Source organism: Mycolicibacterium rutilum (genome assembly GCF_900108565.1).
Classification (GTDB): Bacteria; Actinomycetota; Actinomycetes; order Mycobacteriales; family Mycobacteriaceae; genus Mycobacterium; species Mycobacterium rutilum.
On sequence record NZ_LT629971.1, the window covers coordinates 4694356 to 4715180 of the forward strand.

At 68.2% G+C, this 20825-nt stretch carries 20 protein-coding genes; 9 read left to right on the forward strand and 11 right to left on the reverse strand.

Annotated elements, in window-relative coordinates; genetic code table 11:
* Nucleotide 1: 1 nt before the first annotated feature.
* Nucleotides 2-421, reverse strand: coding sequence for an Rv2576c family protein (locus BLW81_RS22785; protein ID WP_157897800.1), 420 nt, complete (start codon nucleotides 419-421; stop codon nucleotides 2-4).
* A gap of 245 nt (nucleotides 422-666) precedes the next feature.
* On the opposite strand from BLW81_RS22785, the gene urtA reads away from it, so the two are divergent.
* The 7 genes from urtA to BLW81_RS22820 are packed head-to-tail and all read left to right on the forward strand — an operon-like array spanning nucleotide 667 to nucleotide 7167.
* Nucleotides 667-1932 (forward strand): urea ABC transporter substrate-binding protein, encoded by a 1266-nt coding sequence (gene urtA, locus BLW81_RS22790; protein ID WP_083409149.1) that lies wholly within the window; start codon nucleotides 667-669, stop codon nucleotides 1930-1932.
* A gap of 37 nt (nucleotides 1933-1969) precedes the next feature.
* Complete coding sequence (urtB, locus tag BLW81_RS22795; RefSeq protein ID WP_083409150.1) at nucleotides 1970-2854, forward strand: urea ABC transporter permease subunit UrtB; 885 nt, start codon at nucleotides 1970-1972, stop codon at nucleotides 2852-2854.
* A complete protein-coding gene (urtC, locus tag BLW81_RS22800; RefSeq protein ID WP_083409151.1) occupies nucleotides 2851-3969 on the forward strand; it encodes an urea ABC transporter permease subunit UrtC in 1119 nt (372 codons plus the stop codon). Before urtB ends, urtC begins: the two co-directional genes overlap by 4 nt.
* Entirely contained in the window at nucleotides 3966-4787 is an 822-nt protein-coding gene (gene urtD, locus BLW81_RS22805; RefSeq protein WP_083409152.1) for an urea ABC transporter ATP-binding protein UrtD, read from the forward strand. Before urtC ends, urtD begins: the two co-directional genes overlap by 4 nt.
* The gene (urtE, locus tag BLW81_RS22810) at nucleotides 4787-5479 is read left to right on the forward strand and encodes an urea ABC transporter ATP-binding subunit UrtE (protein WP_083409153.1); all 693 of its coding nucleotides are present in this window, start codon (nucleotides 4787-4789) and stop codon (nucleotides 5477-5479) included. Before urtD ends, urtE begins: the two co-directional genes overlap by 1 nt.
* A gap of 51 nt (nucleotides 5480-5530) precedes the next feature.
* Nucleotides 5531-6058 (forward strand): hypothetical protein, encoded by a 528-nt coding sequence (locus BLW81_RS29660; RefSeq protein WP_173839665.1) that lies wholly within the window; start codon nucleotides 5531-5533, stop codon nucleotides 6056-6058.
* Nucleotides 6055-7167, forward strand: a complete 1113-nt coding sequence (locus BLW81_RS22820; protein ID WP_083409154.1) for an MBL fold metallo-hydrolase — start codon at nucleotides 6055-6057, stop codon at nucleotides 7165-7167. Before BLW81_RS29660 ends, BLW81_RS22820 begins: the two co-directional genes overlap by 4 nt.
* 5 nt (nucleotides 7168-7172) lie before the next feature.
* Here BLW81_RS22820 and BLW81_RS22825 read toward each other — a convergent pair whose 3' ends face one another.
* From BLW81_RS22825 to BLW81_RS22835, 3 genes are read right to left on the reverse strand one after another with little or no spacing between them, the layout of a single operon-like run.
* Nucleotides 7173-8162 (reverse strand): amidohydrolase family protein, encoded by a 990-nt coding sequence (locus tag BLW81_RS22825; protein WP_083409155.1) that lies wholly within the window; start codon nucleotides 8160-8162, stop codon nucleotides 7173-7175.
* 32 nt (nucleotides 8163-8194) lie between these two features.
* Nucleotides 8195-9460 (reverse strand): histidine--tRNA ligase, encoded by a 1266-nt coding sequence (gene hisS, locus BLW81_RS22830; RefSeq protein ID WP_083409156.1) that lies wholly within the window; start codon nucleotides 9458-9460, stop codon nucleotides 8195-8197.
* Complete coding sequence (locus tag BLW81_RS22835; protein WP_083410757.1) at nucleotides 9457-10134, reverse strand: MBL fold metallo-hydrolase; 678 nt, start codon at nucleotides 10132-10134, stop codon at nucleotides 9457-9459. The genes hisS and BLW81_RS22835 overlap by 4 nt, the downstream gene beginning before the upstream one ends.
* Nucleotides 10135-10236: 102 nt before the next feature.
* On the opposite strand from BLW81_RS22835, the gene BLW81_RS22840 reads away from it, so the two are divergent.
* Both BLW81_RS22840 and BLW81_RS22845 read left to right on the forward strand, forming a co-directional pair.
* Complete coding sequence (locus BLW81_RS22840) at nucleotides 10237-11106, forward strand: peptidylprolyl isomerase (protein WP_083409157.1); 870 nt, start codon at nucleotides 10237-10239, stop codon at nucleotides 11104-11106.
* Between the two features lie 10 nt (nucleotides 11107-11116).
* The gene (locus tag BLW81_RS22845) at nucleotides 11117-12154 is read left to right on the forward strand and encodes a peptidylprolyl isomerase (protein ID WP_083409158.1); all 1038 of its coding nucleotides are present in this window, start codon (nucleotides 11117-11119) and stop codon (nucleotides 12152-12154) included.
* A 3-nt stretch (nucleotides 12155-12157) separates the two neighbouring features.
* Here the strand turns inward: BLW81_RS22845 and BLW81_RS22850 are convergent, their stop codons facing one another.
* The 7 genes from BLW81_RS22850 to yajC all read right to left on the reverse strand — a co-directional run bounded on the left by BLW81_RS22850 (nucleotide 12158) and on the right by yajC (nucleotide 20702).
* Nucleotides 12158-12451 carry a DUF4333 domain-containing protein gene (locus BLW81_RS22850; RefSeq protein WP_083409159.1) on the reverse strand — a complete coding sequence of 98 codons (294 nt, stop codon included), beginning with the start codon at nucleotides 12449-12451 and terminating at the stop codon, nucleotides 12158-12160.
* Nucleotides 12452-12590: 139 nt separating this feature from the next.
* Entirely contained in the window at nucleotides 12591-14942 is a 2352-nt protein-coding gene (locus BLW81_RS22855; protein ID WP_083409160.1) for a RelA/SpoT family protein, read from the reverse strand.
* 36 nt (nucleotides 14943-14978) lie between these two features.
* Nucleotides 14979-15473: an adenine phosphoribosyltransferase gene (locus BLW81_RS22860; protein ID WP_083410758.1), complete on the reverse strand. Its 495-nt coding sequence runs from the start codon at nucleotides 15471-15473 to the stop codon at nucleotides 14979-14981.
* 29 nt (nucleotides 15474-15502) lie between these two features.
* Entirely contained in the window at nucleotides 15503-17095 is a 1593-nt protein-coding gene (locus BLW81_RS22865; RefSeq protein WP_157897991.1) for an ABC transporter substrate-binding protein, read from the reverse strand.
* Nucleotides 17096-17178: 83 nt separating this feature from the next.
* Nucleotides 17179-18444, reverse strand: coding sequence for a protein translocase subunit SecF (secF, locus tag BLW81_RS22870; protein WP_083409161.1), 1266 nt, complete (start codon nucleotides 18442-18444; stop codon nucleotides 17179-17181).
* A 3-nt stretch (nucleotides 18445-18447) separates the two neighbouring features.
* The gene (gene secD, locus BLW81_RS22875) at nucleotides 18448-20283 is read right to left on the reverse strand and encodes a protein translocase subunit SecD (RefSeq protein WP_083409162.1); all 1836 of its coding nucleotides are present in this window, start codon (nucleotides 20281-20283) and stop codon (nucleotides 18448-18450) included.
* Nucleotides 20284-20360: 77 nt separating this feature from the next.
* Complete coding sequence (yajC, locus tag BLW81_RS22880; RefSeq protein WP_083409163.1) at nucleotides 20361-20702, reverse strand: preprotein translocase subunit YajC; 342 nt, start codon at nucleotides 20700-20702, stop codon at nucleotides 20361-20363.
* Nucleotides 20703-20825 lie beyond the last annotated feature (123 nt).

Below are 20825 nucleotides of genomic sequence, written 5' to 3' on the forward strand. Positions count from 1 at the left end.
CTCACCACTGGCTGAGCTGGCACTGCACCGTGTACGGGCCGTCCTGCTGCACGGCCACCTGACCGTCGATGGCGATCTCGCAGTGCGGAGTCGGCGGCGCCTGCATGGCGTGCACACCGGTGCTCGCGGTGAGGATCGCCCACTGCGGATCCTCCATGGTGGTTTCGAACACCCACGGCACGCCCGGCTGCAGCACGACCTCTTCCTTCTTGAGGTACGCGTAGGCGTCGGCGTTGTAGGCCTCCTTGCTCGGAGGCTGCGCAATCAGATAGTTCAGTTGGAAGTCCGCTGCGGTCGTCGACGTCAACGTGTACCGGACCACCTGACCGGCCGGCTGGGCTTGCGCCGTTGCATTGCTGACCGCGATGGACGCTGCTGCCAGCATGAACACCGCCCCAACTTTGGCTGTAGCTGTTCGCATGTTCGTCACATCGCCGGACCGTACCAAACCGTTACAGCGCCGGCCGTCCAGCTACATCCCGGTAGGTCAACGGCAAACCAACAGCGCCGGAGTCACAGGTTAATTTGTTCGTCACACACAGACATTTCCTAGAAACACCGCGGCTCTAACGTCCCGATTCGACACCCGCGAGGTGTCGCGAATCTCGCACACGACTCGACGCTCATCGTCCGATGTGCGCTGCGGATATATAGGAAAGGCTGTTCATGCGACTACCACGACGGTCCTCGATGAAGCGGTCGGCCCTTGTTGCGGGCGGCATCGTCGCCGCAACAAGCCTGGTGCTGACCGGCTGCGGAAGCAAGGCGACGGAGTCGGACTCGGCAAACGCCGAATCGTGCGTCGACACCTCGGCTCCGACCATCAAGGTGGGTGCGCTGAACTCGCTGTCGGGCACCATGGCGATCTCCGAGGTGACCGTCCGCCACGCCATCGACCTCGCGGTCGAGCAGATCAACGCCTCCGGCGGTGTGCTGGGCAAGCAGATCCAGCTCGTCGGCGAGGACGGCGCATCGGAGCCGACGGTGTTCGCCGAGAAGGCCGAGAAGCTGATCAGCAGCGACTGCGTGGCCGCGGTGTTCGGCGGGTGGACGTCGTCGTCGCGCAAGGCGATGCTGCCGGTGTTCGAGAGCGCCAACTCGCTGCTCTACTACCCCGTCCAGTACGAGGGCCTGGAGTCGAGCAAGAACATCTTCTACACCGGCGCCACCACCAACCAGCAGATCGTGCCGGCGCTCGACTACCTCAAGGAGAAGGGCGTCAAGTCGCTGTATCTGGTCGGCAGCGACTACGTGTTCCCGCAGACCGCCAACCGGATCATCAAGGCCTACGCAGGCGCCAACGGCATCGAGATCAAGGGTGAGGACTACACGCCGCTGGGTTCGACGGACTTCTCGACCATCGTCAACAAGGTGCGCACCGCCGACGCCGACGCGGTGTTCAACACCCTCAACGGCGACTCCAACGTGGCGTTCTTCCGCGAGTACAAGAACGTCGGCCTGACGCCGGAGGCCATGCCGGTGGTGTCGGTGTCGATCGCCGAGGAGGAGGTCGGCGGCATCGGCATCCAGAACGTCACCGGCCAGCTCACCGCCTGGAACTACTACGAGACGGTCGACAACCCGGTCAACAAGGCGTTCGTCAAGGCTTACAAGGACAAGTTCGGCGCCGACAAGCCGACGTCGGATCCGATGGAGGCCGCCTACGTCTCGGTGTACCTGTGGAAGAACACCGTCGAGAAGGCGAACTCGTTCGACGTCAAGGCCATTCAGGACGCGGCCGGTGGCGTGACGTTCGACGCCCCCGAGGGTCTGGTCACCATCGACGGCGAGAACCACCACATCACCAAGACCGCCCGCATCGGTGAGATCCGGCCCGACGGCCTGATCTACACGATCTGGGAGTCGCCCGGACCGATCGAGCCGGACCCCTACCTGAAGTCCTATCCGTGGGCCGCCGGGCTGTCCAGCTGAGTCACACGACGAGCGACGCGACGGGAGTTTGTCCTCGATGGATGTCCTGATCGGGCAGCTGGCAACAGGATTGAGCCTCGGCTCGATCCTGTTGCTGGCCGCTCTGGGTTTGTCCCTGACGTTCGGCCAGATGGGCGTCATCAACATGGCGCACGGCGAGTTCATCATGGCCGGCTGCTACACCGCCTATGTGGTGCAGCAGGTCGTGTCGAGTGCCGGTGCGTCCCTGCTGATCTCGCTGCTCATCGGCTTCCTGATCGGTGGCGCGATGGGCGCGCTGCTGGAGACCACGCTGATTCAGCGGATGTATCACCGGCCGCTGGACACGCTGCTGGTGACCTTCGGCGTCGGATTGGTGCTGCAGCAGGTCGCCCGCGACATCTTCGGCGCGCCGGCGGTCAACGTGGTGGCGCCGGCCTGGCTCTCGGGTGGGGTGGAGGTCTTCGGGGCGGTGGTTCCCAAGACCCGCATCTTCATCCTGGTGCTGGCCGTGGTGTGCGTCGCGGCGCTGGCGACGGCGCTGAAGGTCAGCCCGATGGGCAGGCGGATCCGTGCCGTCGTGCAGAACCGTGATCTCGCCGAAACCAGCGGCATCTCGTCGCGGAAGACCGACATCACAACGTTTTTCATCGGCTCGGGCCTGGCCGCGGTGGCCGGTGTCGCGCTGACGCTGATCGGTTCGACCAGCCCGACGATCGGGCAGAGCTATTTGATCGACGCGTTCCTGGTGGTCGTGGTCGGCGGCCTCGGCCAGATCAAGGGCACCGTCATCGCGGCGTTCGCGTTGGGCTTCTTGAACTCGTTCATCGAGTACAACACCACCGCGTCGCTGGCGAAGGTGATCGTGTTCGTGATCATCGTCATCTTCCTGCAGGCCCGCCCGCAGGGTCTGTTCACCGTCCGGACGAGGAGCCTGGTATGACGACGTTCCTGGGCCGATGGCAGACGTGGGCCGGTTTCGGGGTGGCCGCGGTGCTGTTGTTCGGCGTGGCGCCGGCGGTGCTGTCGGATTTCCGGCTCAGCCTGCTGGGCAAGTTCCTGTGCTTCGCGATCGTCGCGGTCGGCATCGGATTGGCGTGGGGCCGTGGCGGAATGCTCGTGCTGGGCCAGGGCGTGTTCTTCGGTCTCGGCGGCTACATGATGGGCATGCACCTCAAAATCGCCGACGCGCAACTGCGCGGCGACGATGTGCCCGACTTCATGCAGATCGCCGGTGTGCGCGAACTGCCCGGCTACTGGGCGCCGTTCGCCTCCCCCGCCTTCACCCTGCTGGCGATCGTGCTGGTGCCGACGGGTATCGCGGCGGCGCTCGGCTTCGGCGTCTTCAAGCGCCGCGTCAAGGGCGCCTACTTCGCGATCCTGTCGCAGGCGTTGGCGGCGGCGCTGGCGATCCTGCTCGTCGGCCAGACCGGCCTGGGAGGAAGCAACGGGCTGAACAGGTTTCGCACGTTCTTCGGGTTCACCCTGAACGATCCGGCCAACCGGCGGATGCTGTACTTCATCGCCGCCGGTGTGCTGCTCGTGGTGGTCGCCGTGGTCCGTCAACTGATGCAGAGCCGGTACGGCGAACTGCTGGTGGCGGTGCGCGACGGCGAGGAGCGGGTCCGCTTCCTCGGCTACGACCCGGCCAACATCAAGGTCGTCGCCTACACCGCCGCCGCGTTGTTCGCCAGCATCGCCGGTGCGTTGTTCGCGCCGATCGTCGGCTTCATCGCGCCGTCGCAGGTCGGCATCCTGCCGTCGATCGCGTTCCTGATCGGCGTCGCGATCGGTGGCCGCACCACGCTGCTCGGGCCGGTGCTCGGCGCGATCGGCGTGGCGTGGGCGCAGACGCTGTTCTCCGAACGGTTCCCGTCGGAGTGGACGTACGCGCAGGGGCTGCTGTTCATCGTCGTCGTCGGCTTCTTCCCCGCGGGCCTGGCCGGCCTCGGGGTGCTGTTCAAGCGGCGCCGGTTCGGCCGGGCCAAACCGCCGCCCGCACCGCAGCCCGAGACTCAGACCGACCCCGACACCGAGAAGGTGGGCGCATCCACATGAGCACGTCCAAGGAACCCGCCGTCGGCGGCAACGCCGGCATGGGCGCCGAGTACCTCGAAGTGCGCGGTCTCACCGTCGATTTCGACGGGTTCAAGGCCGTCAGCGACGTCGACCTGACCCTGTTCCAGGGTGATCTGCGGTTTTTGATCGGACCCAACGGCGCCGGCAAGACCACCGTCATCGACGCGATCACCGGCCTGGTCAACGCCACCGGCTCGGTCAACAAGTCCGGCGTCGAACTGCTCGGCAAGAAGGTGCACCAGATCGCGCGCCTCGGTGTGGGGCGCACGTTCCAGACGGCCAGCGTCTTCGAACAGCTGACCGTGCTGCAGAACCTCGACATCGCGGCGGGCGCCGGACGGTCGGCGTGGACCCTGCTGCGCCGCCGCAAGGGGGTGCTGCCCGCGATCGAGGAGGCTCTCGAGACGATCGGGCTGACCGAGCTGGCGGACAAGCCCGCCGGTGTGCTCGCCCACGGCCAGAAGCAGTGGCTGGAGATCGGCATGCTGCTCGTGCAGAACGCCGACGTGCTGCTGCTCGACGAACCGGTCGCCGGCATGAGCCACGAGGAACGCGAAGAGACCGGAAACCTGCTGCGGCGCATCGGTGGTCAGCGCACCGTCGTCGTCGTCGAACACGACATGGATTTCATGCGCGCGTTCGCGACGTCGGTGACGGTGCTCGCGCGCGGGCAGGTCATCGCCGAGGGTTCGGTCGCCGAAGTGCAGGCCAACCCGAAGGTGCAGGAGGTGTATCTGGGGACGGCGGCCGCCGGCGCCGCGGGTGTGCCCGAGGAACTGATCGAGGAGAACGCCTGATGCTCACCCTTGCCGACGTGCGTTGCGGCTACGGCCGGTCCGAGGTGATCCACGGGGTCAGCATCGAGGTGCCGTCCGACGGGGTAGCCGCGGTGATGGGCCACAACGGCGCGGGCAAGACCACGCTGCTGCGGGCGGCGGTCGGGCTGCTCAAATGCTCTGCCGGACAGGTGATCTTCGACGGCGAGGACATCACGAAGCTGCGGCCCAGCGCCCGGGTGGCGCGCGGCCTGGCCTATGTGCCGCAGGGCCAGCAGTCGTTCGGCCAGTTGACCACGATGGAGAATTTGCAGGTCGTGGCCGACGGCCGGAAGAACGGCAAGCAGCTCATCGACGAGCAACTCGATTTGTTCCCCGCTCTGAAGGAGCTGCTGACGCGGCGCGCCGGTCTGCTCTCCGGTGGCCAGCGCCAGCAGTTGGCGATCGCCCGCGCGCTGATCACCACGCCGAAGTGTCTGATCCTCGACGAACCCACCGAGGGCATCCAGCCGTCGGTGGTCGCCGAGATCGAGGCGGCGATCACCGACCTGACCAAGCGCGGCGGTCTCGGCGTGCTGCTGGTCGAGCAGCACATCGGGTTCGCGCTCGAGTCGTCGCAGCAGTACTACATCCTGGAGGCCGGGCGCGTGACCTCCAGCGGTACCGGCGGCTCAGCCTCCGAGGCCGACGTACGCGCCGCCATGGCCATCTGACATTTGACAGTTCGTGCACGCTCGCGGCCGGTCGAATGGCACAGTGCAGCCGTGGACACTCCGACCGAGAACCGGGTACTCATCGACACCGGCGGCCTCGTCGTCACTGATGACGGGCGTCGCGTACTGGTCATCGACCGCGGCACCGGCGGGCTGACGGTGCTGGCGTTCGTGCTCGGGGTGCTCACCGTCGTCGTCGCGGGTTTCGGTCTGGTCGCGCTGATCGCGGGCACACCGTCGCGGGCGTTGGGTGGGGTCTTCGTCGCGGTTGGGGCGGCGCTGGCGGTGGCGACGTTCCTGGCGGTCCGCCGGATCCGCCGGTACCGAAGCCGTCCGCTGCATGAGTGCCGCCCGGCCGCCGTCCTGGACCGCAAGCTCGAACTGTTCAGCTACCGCGGCGGCGCGCTCGTCCAGCTGGACCAGGTGCGGTTCGCGCGCAAGTTCCAGGTCGGTTCGAGCTCGCCGAAACTCGTGGCGTTGACGCCCGGCGGCACGCAGGTCCTCAAGCGGGGCAACCCGTTCGACGGCGGGTTGGGCAATATCGACGAGGTTCTGAACGCCGTCGTCCGGGACCAATGACGACCGGACCCGCCGGATGTGCCTGCGGGCATCACGACGACGGGTTGTCCCGGCGAACGATGCTCGCCGCGTCGGTGTCGGCCGTCCTCGGCGGTGTGGCGTTGAGTGCGTCGGCTCCCGGATCGGCAGCGCCGCAAGCGCCTCACGAGCACCCGACCGACGCGCTGATCACCCTCGGCGTGCAGGCCGGCCCTCCCCCGGTGCCCGGACGGACCGGCATCTCGTCGACGCTCAAGGTCGGCGGCGATCTCTACCAGATCGACTGCGGCCTGGGCTCATTGAACGCCTTCACCAATGCGGGGCTGCGGTTCGACTCCTTGAAGGCCATGTTCATCACCCACCTGCACACCGACCACATCGTGGACTACTTCAGCTTCTTCGCCTCAGGCGGCTACACGGCGGCCAAAGGCAAAGCGCCGGTGAACGTCTACGGCCCCGGTCCCGCCGGCGGGCTGCCACCGAGCCGCGTCGGCAACCCGCATCCACCGACCATCGACGCCCCGGCCGCGACGCCCGGCCTGGCGGCCACCACCGCGGCGCTGCAGCAGGCGTTCGCCTACACCAACAACATCTTCATCCGCGACATGGGCATCGACGACATCCAGCGCCTGGCCAACGTCGTCGAGATCGCCGTGCCCCCGGGTTCCGACTACCTCAACAGGGCACCGCGGATCGACCCATTCCCGGTGATGCGCGACGACAACGTCGCCGTCACCGCGACGCTGGTCTCACACTACGACGTGTACCCGGCGTTCGCGTTCCGATTCGATCTGATCAGATCCGGTGTGTCGGTGACGTTTTCCGGTGACACGACGAAATCGGACAACCTCATCGTGTTGGCCAAGGACACCGACGTCCTGGTGCACGAGGCGCAGTTCAGCCTGGACGACGCCTACTACGGAAACCGGTTCCCCCCTGGCTACCTGGTCGCTTCACACACCTCCGCCGAACAGGTCGGCGAGGTGGCCGCCGCGGCCAACGCCGAACACGTTGTGCTGAGCCACTACTCACCCACCGACCTACCCGAAGCGGAATGGTTAAGTGCGGTCGGCAAGCACTTCGCCGGCCGCGTCACGGTCGCCCACGACGGACAGGTGTTCGGGCTGTGAGCGCCTCAGCCCCGCAGGTGAGCCGGTAGGCGGTCACCGAACAGCTCGACGGCGTTGCCGGAGCTGACCTTTCGGCGGGTGGCGTCGTCCATCGGATAGTCGCGCAGGAACTGTGCGCCGGTCGCGTTGTCGTCCATCGGATAGTCCACGGAGAACATCACCCGGTCGGCACCCATCACCTCCAGGGTGCACGCGAACGCCGGGGCGCAGAAGTTCCCGCTGGTGGTGACGTGGAAGTTGGCGCGCAGATACTCCGAGGGACGGCGTTTAACCCGGGTGCCCGAGCCGGATCCCCCCAGCCCGTAATACCGGTCGACGCGGTAGGCCGCGAACGGCAGCATCTCGCCGAGATGGCCGATGATCATCTGCAGGCGCGGGAACCGGTCGAACAGCCCCGAATAGATCAGCCGCAGCACGTGCGTGCCGGTTTCGGCGGCGAAGCCCCACGACGCCAGGTGCAGGCCGTCGTCGACGTAGGGCGCGAACCAGGCGTCCATCACCGCCGGATGCGGGGTGGTGGGGTGCAGGTAGATCGGCACGCCGAGGTCTTCGGCGGTGGCGAACAGGTCGGAGTAGGCCGGGTCGTCGAGGTAGCGGCCCTGACAGTGGCCGTTGATCAGTGCACCGACCAACCCGAGATCGGTTACCGCCCGGCGCAATTCGGTGGCCGCGGCGGCGGGATCCTGGGTGGCCAGCGTGGCGAAACCGCCGAAGCGGTCCGGGGTGCGGCGCACCGTCTCGGCGAGATCGTCGTTGGCGCGGCGGGCCAGCTCGACGGCACGGCCGACGTCGGTCTCGTCCTGCACGCCGGGGTCGAACAGCGACAGGATCTGAAAGTCGATGCCCGCCGGATCCATCTGTTCCAGCCGCAGATCACCTCGGTCGTACAGCCGCTGATACCCGAGCTCGTTATGCTCCCGGAGCCACGTCGCCACGACATTGCCCGTGCTCGCCGGGTCCCAGGCGTAGTGCTCCTCGAGCGCGATCAGCGACATGGGGCCTCCCGTCGACGTGATGTAGCGCGCGTTCAGGCGCGGTTCAGGCGCGCCAGGACCTCGGCGTGGATGCTGGCGACGGCGACGTCGGTCTGCTCACCGGTCGCCAGGTTCTTCACGCCGACGGTGCCGGCCTCGATGTCGCGGTCGCCGGCCACCAGCGCCAGCTTGGCACCCGATCGGTCCGCGGCCTTCATCGCGGCCTTGACGCTGCGGTCGCCGTAGGCCAGGTCGACGCGCACACCCGCGGCGCGCAGCCGAGCGGCCAGCACCGCGAGCGTCACCTTGGCCTGCTCGCCCATCGGCACCCCGAACACGTCGACGCGTGCCGTCCCGCCGACCGTCTTGCCCTCGGCCTTGAGCGCCAGCAGCGTGCGGTCGACACCGAGTCCGAACCCGATGCCGGACAGGTCTTTTCCGCCGAGCTGGTGCATCAGCCCGTCGTAACGGCCGCCGCCGCCGATCCCCGACTGCGCACCGAGCCCGTCGTGCACGAACTCGAACGTCGTCTTGGTGTAGTAGTCCAGTCCGCGCACCATCCGCGGGTTGATGACGTACGGCACGTCGAGCGCGTCGAGATGGGCCAGCACGCTGTCGAAGTGCTGCTTGGCGACATCAGAGAGGTGGTCGAGCATCACCGGCGCGTCGGCGGTCATCTCCCGGATGTGCGGGCGCTTGTCGTCGAGCACCCGCAGCGGGTTGATCTCCGCGCGGCGGCGGGTGTCCTCGTCGAGATCGAGCTTGAACAGGAACTCCTGCAACAACTCCCGATACTGCGGGCGGCAGGTGTCGTCGCCCAGCGAGGTGATCTCCAGGCGGAAGCCGTCGAGGCCCAGCGAGCGGAACCCGGCGTCGGCGATCGCGATCACTTCGGCGTCGAGCGCGGGGTCGTCGACGCCGATCGCCTCGACGCCGACCTGCTGCAGCTGGCGGTACCGCCCCGCCTGCGGGCGCTCGTACCGGAAGAACGGCCCGGCGTAGCACAGCTTGACCGGCAGCGCGCCGCGGTCCAGACCGTGTTCGATGACCGCGCGCATCACCCCGGCCGTGCCCTCGGGCCGCAGCGTCACCGACCGGTCGCCGCGATCGGCGAAGGTGTACATCTCCTTGGACACCACGTCGGTGGATTCGCCGACGCCGCGGGCGAACAGCGCGGTGTCCTCAAAGATCGGCAGTTCGATGTCGCCGTATCCGGCGCGACGGGCCATGTCGAGCAGCCCGTCGCGCACACCGACGAACTGCGCGGAGTCCGGGGGCAGGTAATCCGGGACGCCCTTGGGCGCCTGAAATTCACTCACTTACTCAAGCCTTCGAGAAACGGGTTGTGGCGGCGCTCGAAGCCGATCGTGGTCCTGGGGCCGTGCCCCGGTAGTACCACGGTGTCGTCGTCGAGCACCAACAGTTTGTTGACGATCGAGCCGAGCAGGTCCCGGCCGCTGCCGCCCGGCAGGTCCGTGCGGCCCACCGACTGCCGGAACAGGGTATCGCCGGTGAACGCGATCTCGTCGGGCCCCTGCGCGACGCGGAACACCACCGACCCGCGGGTGTGGCCCGGCGTGTGGTCGACGGTGACCGTCACCCCGCCCAACTCGACCTTGTCCCCGTCCTTGTCGAGTTCGACGAGCTGCTTGGGTTCGCGGAACAGCGCCCCGAACGCGGAGGTGGCCAGTCCCCCGATGAAGCCGCGCCCGAAGTCCTTGATCGGGTCGGTCAGCATGCCGCGGTCCTCGGGGTGGATGAACGCCGGGCAGCCGTACATGTCGGCGACCTTCTGCGCGGACCAGATGTGGTCGATGTGGCCGTGGGTGAGCAGCACGGCCGCAGGCGTCAGGTGGTTGTCGTCGAGGATCCGGCGCAGCGGCCCCATCGCGCGTTGGCCGGGGTCGACGACGATCGCGTCGGCCCCGGTCCGCGGAGCCAGCACGTAGCAGTTGCACGCCAGCAGGCCGGCCGGAAACCCGGTGATGAACACGGCCTCCAGTTTCCCATCCCGCCACGACGTGGGGTGCAGCACCGCACTCAGCAACGCCTGGCACACTCGTTGCGGACCGATCAACACGAGGAGGACACCGGCGTGCCGACCAACGAACAGCGGCGGGCGACAGCGAAGCGCAAACTGGAGCGGCAGCTGGAGCGCCGCGCCGAGCAGGCTCGTAAGCGGCGGCTGTACACGATCATCGGCTCGGTCGTGGGCGCCGTCGTCGTGATCGCCGCGGTGGTCGCGACCGTCGTCATCACCAACCGGGATTCGGACGTCAGCCAGAACACGGCCACCACCAGCACGCCCGACCCCGGCCCCGCGGAGCCCGGTCAGCTGCCCCCGTTCGCCGCACCGGCCGGCCTCGGCGAGAACTGCCAGTACCCCGCCTCGCGGGAGAAGGCCAGCAAGCCGGTCAACCCACCGCGCACCGGCAAGGTGCCCACCAGCGAGGCCGAGGTCAGCGTCAGCATGTCGACCGATCAGGGCAATCTCGGCCTGCTCCTGGACAACGCCAAGGCGCCGTGCACGGTCAACAGCTTCGCCAGCCTGGCCCAGCAGGGATTCTTCGACAACACGCCCTGCCACCGGTTGACCACCGCCGATCAGCTCAAGGTGCTGCAGTGCGGCGACCCGACCGGCAAGGGCACCGGCGGCCCGGGCTACGAATTCGCCAACGAGTACCCGACCAACCAGTACCAGCCCGACGATCCGAAGCTGATGGAAGCGGTGCGCTACCCGCGCGGCACGCTGGCGATGGCCAACGCCGGACCCAACACCAACGGCAGCCAGTTCTTCCTCGTCTACCAGGATTCGCAGCTGCCGCCGAACTACACCGTGTTCGGCAAAATCGACGAGACAGGCCTGGCGACGCTGGACAAGATCGCCGGCAACGGGGTCGAGGGCGGCGGTCAGGACGGCGCGCCGGCCACCCCGGTCCAGGTCAAGTCGATCCTGCTGGACTGACCGGACGACCGTGACGACACCACCGACGGGCGGGCCGCCTCCGCCGGCCGAGCCCTATCCGCCGCCGTACCCCGGGTATCCGCCGTACCCGGGCTACCCGCCGGCGTATCCCGGCTACGGCTATCCTCCGCCGCCGCGGCAGACCAACGCGCTGGCCATCGCGGCCCTGGTGTGCGCGTTCCTGTTCGCGCCGCTGGGCATCGTGTTCGGTCATGTGTCGCTGTCGCAGATCAAGAAGAACGGCGAGGAGGGCCGCGGGCTGGCACTGGCCGGCCTGGTCATCGGTTACCTGCTGACCGTGGCCGCGGTCCTGGTGATCGTCGTGAGCGTCGTCTTCGTTGCGGCCGTCGCGCGTGACCTGGAGTCGCTGGACGGCATGGTGCCCGACCGGACCGCCACCCCGACCGGTCAGCTCGACGAGCTGCCTGCGTTCAAGCCGCCGGCCACGCTGGGCTCCAACTGCCAGTACCCGGCGACCACCGAACCGGCGGACAAGCCGGCCAAGCCGCCGCGCACGGGGCGGGTGCCGGTCACTTCGGAGTTCATCAGCGCGAGCATGACCACCAACGAAGGCAACATCGGCCTGCAGCTCGACAACGCCAAGGCGCCGTGCACGGTCAACAACTTCGCCAGCCTGGCCCAGCAGGGGTTCTTCGACAACACGCCGTGCCACCGTCTGACCACCGGCGAGCTGGCCGTGCTGCAGTGCGGAGATCCGACCGGCAGCGGGACCGGCGGCCCGGGCTACCGGTTCCCCAACGAGTACCCGACCAACCAGTTCCGGCTGAGCGATCCGGCGCTCAAGAAGCCGGTGCGCTACCCCCGCGGCACCCTGGCGATGGCCAACGCCGGCATCGGCACCAACGGCAGCCAGTTCTTCCTGGTCTACGACGACTCCGAGCTGCCGCCGACCTACACCGCGTTCGGCAAGATCGACGAGACCGGGCTGGCCACGCTCGAGAAGATCGCCGCCGCCGGGGTGCAGGGCGGCAGCACTGACGGCGAACCCGTCACCGACGTCGAGATCGAGACGATCCGGCTCGACTGAGCCTCACTCGCTGGGCGCGGTCTCGATGTAGAACTCCACGTCGTCGCCCTCGACCTTGGTCACCCGCAAGTTCGCCGTGTACTCCGTACCTTCGGGTCCGGTGAACGTGCACTCGAAGGTGGTGCCCTCCTTGGCCTCGACGCCGTCGGGGCATGTGACGTCGGTCGGCTTGAAGCCGGTCTGCTCGGAAACCAGGTCGACGACGGACTTCGCCGCTCCCTCAGGCTTGATCGTGGAACTGCACCCGACGACCAGGACGCCGAGCGACGCGAAGACAACCAGCAGAGCGGGGCGCATCGTCGGAGTATCCCAGACCCGGCAAAAATTGACGAGCCTCACCGAAATTTGCCAACGCGGCCTACGCCACTTCTGTTGGATTGCGGCCTACGCCGCTTCTGTTGGATTGCGGCCTACGCCGCTTCTGTTGGATTGCGGCCTACGCCGCGGACGTGACGCGGTAGACGTCGTACACGCCCTCCACGTTGCGCACCACGTTGAGCACGTGACCGAGGTGCTTGGGGTCGCCCATCTCGAAGGTGAACCGGCTGATCGCGACGCGGTCGTTGGACGTGGTCACCGACGCGGACAAGATGTTGACCTTCTCGTCGGCGAGCACCCGGGTCACGTCGGACAGCAGCCGGTGCCGGTCGAGCGCCTCGACCTGGATCGCGACCAGGAACACCGACGACGGCGACGGCGCCCACTTGACCTCGATGATGCGTTCGGACTGTTGCTGCAGCGACGCGGCGTTGGTGCAGTCGGTGCGGTGCACGCTGACGCCGCCACCGCGGGTGACGAAGCCCATGATGTTGTCGCCGGGCACCGGCGTGCAGCACTTCGCGAGTTTGGTCAGCACGCCGGGCGCACCGGGCACCGACACGCCGACGTCGTCGCTGGTGCGCTGGCGCACCGGCATGGTCGCCGGGGTGGACCGCTCGGCGAGTTCGTCGGCGGCCTCCTCGTCGCCGCCGACCAGTGCCACCAGCCGCTGCACCACGTGCCGCGCCGAGACGTGGCCCTCGCCGACCGCCGTGTAGAGCGCCGAGACGTCGGCGTACCGCAGCTCGCGGGCCAGTGCGCCCATCGACTCCGCATTCATCAAGCGCTGCAACGGAAGTCCGCCGCGCCGCACCTCGCGGGCGATCGCGTCCTTACCGGCCTCGAGGGCTTCCTCGCGGCGCTCCTTGGCGAACCACTGGCGGATCTTGGCCTTGGCGCGCGGGGAGACCACGAAACTCTGCCAGTCCCGCGACGGGCCCGCGTTGAGCGCCTTCGAGGTGAAAACCTCGACCACTTCGCCGTTTTCGAGCTTGCGCTCGAGCGCCACCAGCCGGCCGTTGACGCGGGCGCCGATGCAGCGGTGCCCGACCTCGGTGTGCACCGCGTAGGCGAAGTCCACCGGCGTCGACCCGGTCGGCAGCGTGATCACGTCGCCCTTGGGGGTGAACACGAAGATCTCCTGCACCGCGAGGTCGTAGCGCAGCGACTCCAGGAACTCACCCGGGTCGGCGGCCTCCCGCTGCCAGTCGAGCAGCTGCCGCATCCACGCCATGTCGTCGATCTCGGCCGATGCGTGCTGGGTCGGAACGCCGTTGCGGCCCTTGGCTTCCTTGTACCGCCAGTGCGCGGCGATGCCCAGTTCCGCGGTCTTGTGCATGTCGTGGGTGCGGATCTGCACTTCCAGGGGTTTGCCCTCGGGTCCGACGACGGTGGTGTGCAACGACTGGTAGACGCCGTAGCGCGGCTGGGCGATGTAGTCCTTGAACCGTCCGGCCATCGGCTGCCACAGCGAATGCACCACGCCCAGCGCCGCGTAGCAGTCCCGGATCTCGTCGCACAGGATCCGCACGCCGACGAGGTCGTGGATGTCGTCGAAGTCGCGGCCCTTGACGATCATCTTCTGGTAGATCGACCAGTAGTGCTTGGGCCTGCCCTCCACCACCGCGTTGATCTTCGAGGCGGTCAGCGTCGCGGTGATCTCGGCGCGCACCTTGGCCAGATAGGTGTCGCGCGACGGCGCCCGATCGGCGACGAGCCGGACGATCTCCTCGTACTTCTTCGGGTGCAGGATCGCGAACGACAGGTCCTCGAGTTCCCACTTGACCGTCGCCATACCGAGCCGATGGGCAAGCGGCGCAATGACTTCCAGCGTCTCGCGGGCCTTGCGGGCCTGCTTTTCCGGCGGCAGGAACCGCATGGTGCGCATGTTGTGCAAACGGTCGGCGACCTTGATGACCAGCACGCGGGCGTCACGCGCCATCGCGATGATCATCTTGCGGATGGTCTCGCCCTCGGCGGCGGTGCCCAGCGCGACCTTGTCCAGCTTGGTGACCCCGTCGACGAGATGGCCGACCTCGGTGCCGAACTCCTCGGTCAACGCCTCCAGCGTGTAGCCGGTGTCCTCCACCGTGTCGTGCAGCAGCGCCGCGATCAGCGTGGTGGTGTCCATGCCGAGCTCGGCGAGGATGTTGGCCACCGCGAGCGGATGGGTGATGTAGGGGTCACCCGAGCGGCGCATCTGGTCGGCGTGGCGCTGCTCGGCGACCTCGTAGGCCCGCTGCAGCAATTGCAGGTTCGCCTTGGGATAGATCTCGCGGTGCACCGCGACCAGCGGCTCGAGCACCGGGTTGATCGCGCTGCGCTGGGAGGTCATGCGGCGCGCCAGCCGGGCCCGCACCCGCCGCGACGCGCTCGCCGACGTCTTCGGGGTCTCCAGCGGTTGGGTCTCGGGGCCGGGCGCGGTCGGCGGCGACTGCACGGCCTGGCCCGTGCCGGGTTTGTCAGCCATGGTCACCTCCTGCTCGCCCGCCTCCGAGGATATCGCTCAGACGCAAAGCAGTGACGTCACGGCCAGCGGCTCGAGCACCGAGCGGCCGTTCAGCGCGGTCAGCTCGAGCAACACCGCCGCGCCCGTCACCGTCGCGCCGGCGTCGCCGAGCAGCCGGACCGCGGCGGCCGCGGTGCCTCCGGTGGCCAGCACGTCGTCGATGATCAGCACCCGTCGCCCGCGGATGTCGAGGCCGTCGGCCGGGATCTCCAGCGTCGCGCTCCCGTACTCGAGCTCGTAGGTCACGCTGTGCACCGGCGGCGGCAGTTTGCCGCCCTTGCGGATCGCCAGCACCCCGGTGCCCAGCCGCAACGCGACCGCGGCGCCCAGCAGGAAGCCGCGCGCGTCGATGCCGGCGATCAGGTCGGCCCCTTCGCCGCATTCGGCGAGCGCATCGGTGACCGCGGCCAGGCCGTGCGCGTCGGCCAGCAGCGGGGTCAGGTCCTTGAACTGGATGCCCGGTTCCGGGAAGTCGGGGACCTGGCGCATCATCGATTCGATCAGCCCGGAGATGTCGTCGCTCACTGTTCGAGCACCCAACGGTCCATGTTCCAGCCCGCCCCCCACCGCGTCGGATTGCTGCTGACCGCGAACATCTTCTTCGACGTCAGCACGGTCCGCTGCTGACGGTACAGCGGCAGCGTCGGCAGGTCGGCCCACAACACCGGACCGCCCTCGCCGAGCAGCCGGGCGATCTCCTTGGGGTCGGCCGTGATGGCCAGACCGGTGATCACCCGATCGACCTCCGGATTGGAGTACCGCGGCAGGTTGTTGCCGTTGCCGGTGAAGAATTGGTAGGCGTCCATCGCCGACGAACCGGTCGATCCGCTGCCCGACGCGCCGCCCGTGCTGGCGATCAGCACGTCGATCTCCTTGTTGCGCAACGACAGTGGGCCGGTCTGGTCGGTGGCGGCGTCCTCGACTGTGATGCCCGCCGGGGCGCACGCCTTGGCGATGGCGCCGACGGCCGCGGCCAGCCGCGGGTTGGGGCTCTGATAGCCCATCCGCACGGTCAGCGGCCGGTTGGCCAGCGCGCCGCGGGCCGCCTCCGGGTTGGCGGCGACGAACTGGCCGGCGTCGCCCATGCCCTCGGCCGCGGAGTAGGTGTCCTCGGCGGCCGGGTTGAGCCGCGCGTTGGCGATCGGCACCTCGGCGTTGCGGGCGATCACGTCGCGCGGCGTGCACAGCGCCAGCGCCCGGCGCGCCGGCGGCGGCGCCATCACACCGTCCGGCGCGAAGAACAACTGCTGGATGCCGCCCGAGGGCGAATCGGTGCGGACGTAGTCGTCGGGCAGGTTCAGCGTCCCCGACGACCCGGTCGCGATGTCGACGACGTCGTAGGCGCCCTGGTTGACCCGCTCCTGGATATCGGCCCCGCGCGGCCACACGGTGACCCGCTCGGTGACCGGTTTGGCGCCCCACCACTTGTCGTTGGCGACCAGCACGACCGCGCCGTCCTCGGTGACCGAGTCGAGCTTGTAGGGCCCCGACGACGGGAACCTCTTGAGGTCCAGGTCGGGTTTGAGGTTCCAGCCGGTGTTCCACAGTTGGGCGATGCGCTCGACGACCGGTCCGTCGTTGCCGAGGATCGGGGTGGTGACCCCGCCGTCGCCCAGCCCGAGTTGGTCGGCGATCACGTGCGACGGCATCAGCGAGGTCGCGGCGAACAGCTGACCGAAGTCGACGAAGCCGCGGTCCGGCGCGAACGACACGCGCGCCTTCTTCTGCCCGGGCGCGCACTCCACCCCGGTGACGTCGCTGTAGCCGGCGCGGCTGGCGGCGTCGAACGTCGGGAACCGGCCGGATTGGGCCGCCCACGCCAGCACGAGGTCGTCGCAGGTGATCGGCTTCCCGTCGGAGTACACGGCGTTGCCGTTGATCTCGTAGTCGAGGACAAGCGGCGCGCGGCCGACCACCGAGATCGTGCCGAAGTCGTGGTCACCGACGATCTGCCCGTCGGGCCCGTGGTAGTTGAACCCGGTGAGCACCCGCGCGAACGCCTGCGGCCCGGCCGAGGCCGCGCCCGCCACCGTGTTGGTGTTGTAGGTGATCAACACGCCGTCGACGGCGTAGTCGATGCTGTCGGCCGGGCTCGGTGTGCACGCGGCGACCATCGATGCGGCCACTGCCGCGACGGTTGCCACGACCGAGAGCCGACGGGTCACCCGCCTGCGGGTCGTGCGGGCGATCATCGGCACTACCGCCGACGGGTGTCGCGCTTACCCGACGGGCGGCCGGTCCGGCTGGTCGTCGGTCGGGCGGGACGCGCACCGGGTGCCGGCTTGTCCGGCGGCGGCGTGGCGTCCGCCCGCGCGGTAGTGGCCGCGACGGTCTCCGGTTCGTCGGCGACGGTCTCGGTGCCGTCGGTGGCCCCGGTCGCCCGCGCAGAGGCACCCTTGCGGCGGTTCATCACCTTGCGGGTGTGCGAGCGGACCAGCTCGGTGCGTTCGCGCAGCGACACCAGCAGCGGGGTGGCGAAGAAGATCGACGAGTAGGTGCCCACAATCACGCCGACCAGCTGCACCAGTGCCAGGTCCATCAGGGTGCCGACGCCGAGCAGCCACACCGCGACCACCATCAGCGCCAGGATCGGCAGCACCGAGATCAGACTGGTGTTGATCGAGCGCATGAAGGTCTGGTTGACGGCGAGGTTGGCCTGTTCGGCGAAGGTGCGCCGGGTGGTGTGTTCGAACCCGTGGGTGTTCTCCTCGACCTTGTCGAACACGATCACGGTGTCGTACAGCGAGAAGCCGAGGATGGTGAGCAGGCCGATGACGGTCGCCGGTGTCACCTCGAACCCGACCACCGAGTACACCCCGGCGGTGACGATGAGGTCGAACGCGAGCGTGGCCAGCGCCGCGACCGCCATGTAGCGCTCGTAGCGGACCGTGATGTAGATGGCGGCGAGTACCAGGAACACCACCAGCGCGATCAGCGCCTTCTGGGTGATCTGACCGCCCCAGGTCTCCGACACCGCGGAGTCGCTGATCGCCTGCTTGCTGGGCTGGCCGTCGGAGCCCTTCGGTTTGAAGTCTTCGAACAGCGCCGTGCGCAGTTCCTCGGTCTCCTCGTTCGTCAGCGTCTCGGAACGGATCTGCACGGTCGCCGAATCGCCGCTTCCGACCACGACCACCGACTCCGGCGCTTTACCGAGCGTCCGGTTGAAGACGTCCTCGACCTGCTGGGTGGTCACCGTGCCGGACTCGGTGGCCGCCGGCATCGATACCTTGGTCCCGCCTTCGAAGTCGATGCCGAAGGTGAAGCCGCGCAACAGCATGCTGGCGACGCAGACCGCGACGATCAGGCCGCTGACCGCGTACCACAGCTTGCGTTTGCCGATGACCTCGAACGCGCCGGTGCCGGTGTAGAGGCGGACGAAGAACCCGTGCTGAGGCGTGGCCGCCTCGAGGTCGGGCGCCTCCACGGCGCCGCTCTGCTGGTCGTTGGCTGACTTGGCCGCCATGTGTCAATCCCGTCCCGTCGCGTGCGCGGCTGCTCGTCGTTCCCTGGCGATCTGCTGAACGGCCCCAAGGCCGTTGAGCGCCGGCTTGGCCAGCAGCGTCGACTTCGACGCCAGGTACACCAGCGGCCAGGTCACCAGGAAGACGACGACGACGTCGAGCACCGTGGTCAGCCCCAGCGTGAAGGCGAAGCCCTTCACCTGGCCCACCGCCAGGATGTAGAGCACCACCGCGGCGAGCAGTGTCACCGCGTTGCCCGACACGATCGTCTTACGCGCTCGGGCCCAACCGCGCGGCACCGCCGAGCGGAACGAACGCCCTTCGCGTATCTCGTCTTTGATGCGTTCGAAGAACACCACGAACGAGTCCGCGGTCATACCGATACCGATGATCAGACCTGCGATACCGGCCAGGTCCAATGTGTAGTTGATCCATCTGCCGAGCAGTACGAGTATCGCGAAAACCATTGCGCCCGAAGCGATCAGCGAAAGTGCGGTGAGCACACCCAGCATCCGGTAGTAGAGCAGCGAGTACAGCAGCACCAGCGCCAAGCCGACCGCACCGGCGATCAGGCCCGCCCGCAACGACGACAGCCCCAGGGTCGCCGAGACGGTTTCTGCCTCAGACGATTCGAAGGACAGCGGCAGTGACCCGTATTTGAGCACGTTGGCCAGTTCGCGCGCGGTGCTCTGGGTGAACTGCCCGGTGATCTGGGTGCGACCTCCGGGGATCGCCTCCTGGATCTCGGGGGCGCTCATCACCTTGGAGTCGAGGACGAACGCGGTCTGCGTGCCCACGTTGGCCGCGGTGAAGTCCGCCCAGATCTTCGAGCCTTCGCTCTTGAACTGCACATCGACGACATACTCGCCGCGCTGCTGGTCCAACCCGGAGGTGGCGTCCTGGATCTGCTCGCCGCTTAGGATCGACTTGTCCAGCAGATACACCGTCGCGCCGTCGTCGGAGCAGGTGATCAGCGGCAGGTTCGGATCGTCATTGCCCGCCAGCACGTCGTCCTGACCGCAGCGGGTGGCTTGGAACTGCAGGGCCAGGATCTGGATCTGCTGATCGGTGCTCTGGCGCAACTGCTTCTCGTCGGCGATGCGCTGCTGCAGCGGGACGTCACCCGGTCCGCGGGGTCCCGGCGGCGTGGGTGCGGGCTGCCCGGGTCCCGGAGGCGGAGTCGGCTGGGGCGTCGGCGGGGGCTCCGGCGCGGGCTGGGCCGGCAGATCCTGCGGATAGGGCCGCGGCTGCGGCGGGGCAGGCGCGGTCGGCGGTGCCGGCGGCTGCTGCCCGGCCGGCGCACCGCCCGGACCGATCGGTGCGCCCGGCTCGGCGGGGGCGATCGGCGGCAGCCCGGGCACCCCCGGCACCCCACCGGCGGGCGGAGCGCCCCCAGCAGGAGCACCACCGGGCGGGGCGCCCTCGGGCCCCTCGGTCGGCGGCTGCTGGGCCTGGCCCTGCGCGGGGATCTGATACAGCACCGGCCGGATGTAGAGCCGCGCTGTCTGTCCGAGGTTGCGGGCTTCGCTGCTCTCGTTGCCGGGCACCGTGATCACCAGGTTGTTGCCGTCGATGATCACCTCGGACCCGGAGACGCCGAGCCCGTTCACGCGGTCGTTGATGATCTGCTGCGCCTGGTTGAGCGCGTCACGCGTGGGCGGTGAACCGTCGGGCGTGCGCGCGGTCAGCGTGACACGGGTGCCGCCCTGCAGGTCGATGCCGAGTTTCGGCTCGGGCTTCTTGGTTCCGGTCAGGAACACCAGCAGGTAGGCGCCGATGAGCAACACCAAGAACAGCGTTAGGTAGCGGGCAGGGTGAACCGGCGCCGAAGACGATGCCACGTTTCCTCAGGTCTCCTCGAGATCAGTACGAGCACCGCAAAGATTACGGCCTCTTGCTGTGCTGTTGGCCCTCGGACTCAGCCGTCCGTCTTCGTGTTCGGGGTGTCGGTGAGCTCGGTGGCGGTCGACTCGGGCTCAGCGGTGTCGTCGTCGAACTCGTCGTCCTCGGTGATGCGGTCACGCACCGCGAGCTTCATCCAGGTGGTGACGACGCCCGGCGCGATCTCGAGTTCGACGTCGTCATCGGTGATGCCGACGATGGTGCCCTGCAGGCCGGAGGTGGTGTGCACGCGGTCGCCGATCTGAAGCGAATTGTGCAGGTCGATCGTGGCCTGCATGGCCTTCTTCTGGCGTCGCGAGGCGAAGAACATGAAGGCGCCGAGCACGATGAGCAGGGGCAAGAAGACGACGAGGTCCATGGCAAAACTGTCTTTCGTTAGGTTTTGTGGTGATGGCGCAGCGACGGTCGGGCCACGCGCCCATAAGTGACCAGTGTGCCATTGCGGGCGTTTGTGGCCGTGGCCCCGTCACGATCCGGGGCC